At 49.1% G+C, this 4,373-nt stretch carries 4 protein-coding genes, 4 tRNA genes and 1 pseudogene; 2 read left to right on the plus strand and 7 right to left on the minus strand.

Annotated features, from left to right (window positions below; all coding sequences use genetic code 11):
• The 5 genes from KQJ19_RS22525 to KQJ19_RS22545 all read right to left on the minus strand — a co-directional run.
• Window positions 1–176 (minus strand): GTP-binding protein (locus KQJ19_RS22525; RefSeq protein ID WP_000031655.1); only part of this gene is annotated, 176 nt, incomplete at its 3' end.
• 118 nt (window positions 177–294) lie between these two features.
• Window positions 295–370, minus strand: a tRNA-Thr gene (locus KQJ19_RS22530).
• Window positions 371–375: 5 nt separating this feature from the next.
• Window positions 376–450 (minus strand) — tRNA-Gly (locus KQJ19_RS22535).
• Between the two features lie 114 nt (window positions 451–564).
• Window positions 565–649, minus strand: a tRNA-Tyr gene (locus KQJ19_RS22540).
• Between the two features lie 8 nt (window positions 650–657).
• Window positions 658–733: transfer RNA gene (locus tag KQJ19_RS22545), tRNA-Thr, on the minus strand.
• Between the two features lie 19 nt (window positions 734–752).
• Between KQJ19_RS22545 and KQJ19_RS24135 the strand changes: the two are divergent.
• Together KQJ19_RS24135 and coaA are read left to right on the plus strand one after the other, a co-directional pair.
• Window positions 753–821 (plus strand): annotated as a pseudogene (locus tag KQJ19_RS24135) (hypothetical protein); the annotation flags it as partial.
• 301 nt (window positions 822–1,122) lie between these two features.
• The gene (gene coaA, locus KQJ19_RS22550; protein ID WP_003031107.1) at window positions 1,123–2,073 is read left to right on the plus strand and encodes a type I pantothenate kinase; all 951 of its coding nucleotides are present in this window, start codon (window positions 1,123–1,125) and stop codon (window positions 2,071–2,073) included.
• A gap of 33 nt (window positions 2,074–2,106) precedes the next feature.
• Here coaA and birA read toward each other — a convergent pair whose 3' ends face one another.
• The gene (gene birA / locus KQJ19_RS22555; protein ID WP_103767370.1) at window positions 2,107–3,069 is read right to left on the minus strand and encodes a bifunctional biotin--[acetyl-CoA-carboxylase] ligase/biotin operon repressor BirA; all 963 of its coding nucleotides are present in this window, start codon (window positions 3,067–3,069) and stop codon (window positions 2,107–2,109) included.
• Window positions 3,066–4,094, minus strand: coding sequence for a UDP-N-acetylmuramate dehydrogenase (gene murB, locus KQJ19_RS22560; protein WP_049282959.1), 1,029 nt, complete (start codon window positions 4,092–4,094; stop codon window positions 3,066–3,068). The genes birA and murB overlap by 4 nt, the downstream gene beginning before the upstream one ends.
• Between the last annotated feature and the right edge of the window lie 279 nt (window positions 4,095–4,373).

The raw sequence follows: 4,373 nt of genomic DNA on the forward strand, positions 1-4,373 counted from the left end.
CGAGCTTTTTCTTCCGGCGCGTTATCGATCTGGTCGAATGCACGAGCAGCACCGCCGTAGGTTTTAGCCAGTACGGTAGTGATTGCAGCGGTCAGCGTTGTTTTACCATGGTCAACGTGGCCGATAGTACCGACGTTAACGTGCGGTTTTGTACGTTCAAATTTTTCTTTAGACATCGATTGTCCCTCTAAGACACGGATAAATCGGTGATATCACCACATCAACCAGGCCATATGCCTGAGCTGTTGAATGCTTTTAAAAGTAAACAGAGAGAAACGGGAAGGAGAAGTGAAGTGGTGCTGATACCCAGAGTCGAACTGGGGACCTCACCCTTACCAAGGGTGCGCTCTACCAACTGAGCCATATCAGCACGTCTGGAGCGGGCAGCGGGAATCGAACCCGCATCATCAGCTTGGAAGGCTGAGGTAATAGCCATTATACGATGCCCGCATCCTGAAACTCGGCTACCCAGTTCTTTCTGTAATAAAAAAGAGATTTCTCTCTTTTTTATTCGAGCTGATTAATTTTTTAACCAACTCAGGCGGCGATAACGCTGCCAGAAAGTGGTGGTGGGGGAAGGATTCGAACCTTCGAAGTCTGTGACGGCAGATTTACAGTCTGCTCCCTTTGGCCGCTCGGGAACCCCACCGGACTTGATGGTGCCGACTACCGGAATCGAACTGGTGACCTACTGATTACAAGTCAGTTGCTCTACCTACTGAGCTAAGTCGGCATCAAGTAGCGCGCATTTTATGGAGACATGCGCACTCATGCAACTAAAAAATTGCATAAAATGTTCTATCGCTCACATTTTGCGCTATACGACCGATAAATAATCTATTTCTTCTTCGGATTGAACAAATTTCCAACGTCAGCCGCGCTCCCTGAAGGCATTTTGCTCCAGCATGCAGTTATCAATAGAGAGAAAGTGCATCTTTATACATCTGGAATAGCCGTCACATTGCGTTTCAGGGGACGATTTTTTCTTATTATTCCCTCCCATCTGGTGTTACCCTCCTGCCCATTGTCCAAATTAACTGAAATGTGCGTGCCATTGCGTACCGGGGATGATTTCGTTTTTTACCGCAGACCTGATATAGCAATGACAGCCAGACCATGCGTATGAGTATAAAAGAGCAAGCGTTAACGTCGCCTTACCTACAGTTTGATCGCAACCAGTGGGCTGCGCTTCGTGATTCCGTGCCGATGACTCTGACCGAGGAAGAGATTGCTCGTCTGAAAGGCATTAACGAAGACTTATCGCTGGAAGAAGTTGCTGAGATTTATTTACCATTATCGCGTTTGCTAAATTTTTACATCAGTTCGAACCTGCGGCGTCAGGCTGTGCTGGAGCAATTTTTAGGCACCAACGGCGAGCGTATTCCTTATATTATTAGCATTGCTGGCAGCGTCGCCGTCGGCAAAAGTACGACTGCACGTGTGTTGCAAGCGTTACTGAGTCGCTGGCCCGAGCATCGTAAGGTTGAGCTGATCACTACCGACGGTTTTCTTCATCCTAACCAGGTGTTGAAAGATCGTGGGCTCATGAAGAAGAAAGGCTTTCCTCAGTCCTATGATATGCACCGTCTGGTTAAATTCGTTTCCGATCTAAAGTCTGGCGTCCCCAACGTTACGGCACCGGTCTATTCTCATCTGATTTATGATGTGATCCCTGATGGCGACAAAACCGTTGCCCAGCCCGATATATTAATCCTCGAAGGGCTCAATGTATTACAAAGCGGGATGGACTATCCTCACGATCCACATCATGTATTTGTTTCTGACTTTGTCGATTTTTCTATTTATGTTGATGCGCCAGAAGAATTACTCCAGACGTGGTATATCAACCGCTTCCTGAAATTCCGCGAAGGGGCATTTACCAACCCAGACTCTTATTTCCATAACTATGCGAAATTGTCGGAAGACGAGGCAATCAACACGGCTACATCACTGTGGAAAGAAATCAACTGGTTGAATTTAAAACAAAATATTTTACCAACGCGTGAGCGAGCCAGCTTAATCATGACGAAAAGCGCCAATCATGCCGTTGAGCAAGTCAGATTACGAAAATAAAAAAATAAAGGGGAGCCATAGCTCCCCTTCTTATTATTCAGCGCTTCTAAGCGATATTTCCCCACCCATCCAGGGTTTTATCACGCCATTTTGTTCGAGTAGTAATGCACCTTGCGCATCTATTCCACGAGATACGCCAAATATTTCTTTATCACCAATAATGAGTTTAACAGGGCGGTCGATAAAGTTATCCAGCGCCCTCCAGCGGGACAAATACGGCGCCAGGCCCTCATGCTCAAACAGTACCAGGGCAGCGCGCAGCTCGCGGATCAGTCGGGCAGCCAGAGTATTGCGGTCAATGGTAATACCCGCCTCCTGCAGATTAATCCAGCCTTGATTAACCACATTCTCCTCAACCCGACGCATGGACATGTTTATACCCGCCCCAATAACAATCTGTGCGGCATCGCCCGTTTTTCCGGTGAGTTCAACCAGGATCCCTGCCAGTTTACGGTCGAGCAAATAGAGGTCGTTCGGCCATTTAACACGCACTTTATCCGCGCCCAGATCGCGTAAAACCTCAGCCATGACAATACCAATCACCAGGCTCAGGCCAATCGCGGCTGCCGGTCCTTGTTCCAGTCGCCAGAACATTGAAAGGTACAGATTGGCGCCAAAGGGAGAGAACCATTTACGTCCACGACGACCACGACCGGCCTGCTGATACTCAGCGACGCAGGCATCCCCTGACTCCAGTTGACCAATTCGATCCATCAGGTACTGATTGGTTGAGTCGATAACCGGCAGGACCGTTATATTCCCGCCATCCAGCTGAGAATAAATAAGTGATGAATCTAATAGCTGGATAGGTTCAGGTAAGCTGTATCCTTTACCAGGGACAGTAAATACATCAACACCCCAGTCACGTAGCGTCTGGACATGTTTATTGATTGCCGCACGGCTCATTCCCAGCTTTTCACCGAGTTGCTCACCAGATTGAAATTCGCCATCGGATAATAATGAAATAAGCGTCAGGGGGACGGTATTATCCTTCATGCAACGATCTCCACGGCATTCACTTCACCCAGTGGGCCAATAAACCGGACTTCCGGTTCAAGCCAGACATTGAATTTCTCACCGACTTTTTGGCGTACGTGATGCGCCAGTTGCACCACATCCTGACTCGTAGCATGGCCTGCATTAATCAACACCAGTGCCTGCTGCTGATGTACCGCTGCACCACCAATGCGCATGCCTTTTAGCTGACATTGATCGATAAGCCAGCCAGCAGCCAGTTTCACAGAGCCATCAGCCTGCGGGTAATGAGGTGCAGTCGGGAATTTCGCCAGGAGCTCCTGCGCAATGTCCGCGGTGACAACCGGGTTTTTAAAGAAGCTCCCCGCATTACCGTTTACTTTTGGATCGGGCAGTTTTGTGGTGCGCATATGGCAAACAGAATCAAAAACCTGCCGAGGCGTTACCGTGGCAGGATCAAGACGCGTCAGGTCACCGTAAGTGAGAACGGGTTGCCACTGTTTAGGTAAGCGCAGACCAACAGCTACAATCGCGAAACGATCCTGGTACTCATGTTTGAAGATACTGTCGCGGTAACCAAATCGGCATTCTGCGGCGCTGACACGCAGATGTTTGCCGGTCGAAAGCTCTACGCAGTCCACGTATTCACAGACGCGCCGCAGTTCTACGCCATAGGCACCAATATTCTGGATTGGCGATGAACCTACGCAGCCGGGGATCAGCGCCAGATTTTCCAGCCCGGGCATGCTTTGCTGCAGCGTATGCTCTACCAGATGATGCCAGTTTTCACCCGCGCCTACGTGCAAATGCCACGCATCAGGTTGTTCTGTAATCGCTATTCCCTTGATACGGTTGACGATCACCGTTCCATGGAAGGCATCAAGAAACAGGACGTTACTCCCTTCGCCCAGGATTAGCACTGGATGATGTGATGCATTGGCTGATTGCCAGGCATTTAGTAGTTGTTGCTCATTTTCGACACAGACAAGCACATTAGCGTGTTGATCGATACCGAAGGTGTTCCAGGCTTTAAGGGAGTGATTCATAGACGCTTTCCTGATGCAAAATCGCGCTTAGTTTACCGTATATGCAGCAGGATGGCTTGTGTTATGGAAGCTTAGGATGTTGCTTTGCAACCGATGAGGCTGCAATCACAGTAAGAATAAGGTTTACAGGCGCCGTATCCGGCAGTTTTCACTCCCTGCAAACGCAAAAAAGCCCATCCGGCAGGATGGGCTTCTTCACTTGTTTGATGCCTGGCAGTTCCCTACTCTCGCATGGGGAGACCCCACACTACCATCGGCGCTACGGCGTTTCACTTCTGA

This window comes from Citrobacter sp. S46_ASV_140 (genome assembly GCF_018919545.1).
Lineage (GTDB): Bacteria > Pseudomonadota > Gammaproteobacteria > Enterobacterales > Enterobacteriaceae > Citrobacter > Citrobacter braakii.

Coding starts and splice junctions, on each gene's coding strand:
- coaA (WP_003031107.1), top strand. CDS start 1,123: ATGAGTATAAAAGAGCAAGCGTTAACGTCGCCTTACCTACAGTTTGAT.
- murB (WP_049282959.1), bottom strand. CDS start 4,094: ATGAATCACTCCCTTAAAGCCTGGAACACCTTCGGTATCGATCAACAC.
- birA (WP_103767370.1), bottom strand. CDS start 3,069: ATGAAGGATAATACCGTCCCCCTGACGCTTATTTCATTATTATCCGAT.